A 211-nucleotide genomic window follows, 5' to 3' on the forward strand; every position below is an offset into this window, starting at 1 on the left:
GAGACCATTGAGAAAACGATCATCGGAATTGATGGCGGAATGATTGGACCGATTACTGCGCTGGAGACAGTCACAGCAGCACTATAAGGTGCTGGATACCCTTGGTCGACCATGGCCCGATAGCTTAGGCGGCCGATCCCGCCGACATCTGCAACAGCAGAACCGGACATGCCGGAAAACACCACGGAAGTGACGGTATTCACATGGCCCA

General features: G+C 54.5%; 1 protein-coding gene. It reads right to left on the minus strand.

Annotated features, from left to right (window positions below):
• A partial coding sequence (locus A3722_RS23595) for a TRAP transporter large permease subunit (protein WP_150120538.1) occupies nt 1–211 on the minus strand: 211 nt, incomplete at both ends.

The sequence above is a fragment of the Sulfitobacter sp. HI0027 genome (genome assembly GCF_001634775.1).
Classification (GTDB): domain Bacteria; phylum Pseudomonadota; class Alphaproteobacteria; order Rhodobacterales; family Rhodobacteraceae; genus Sulfitobacter.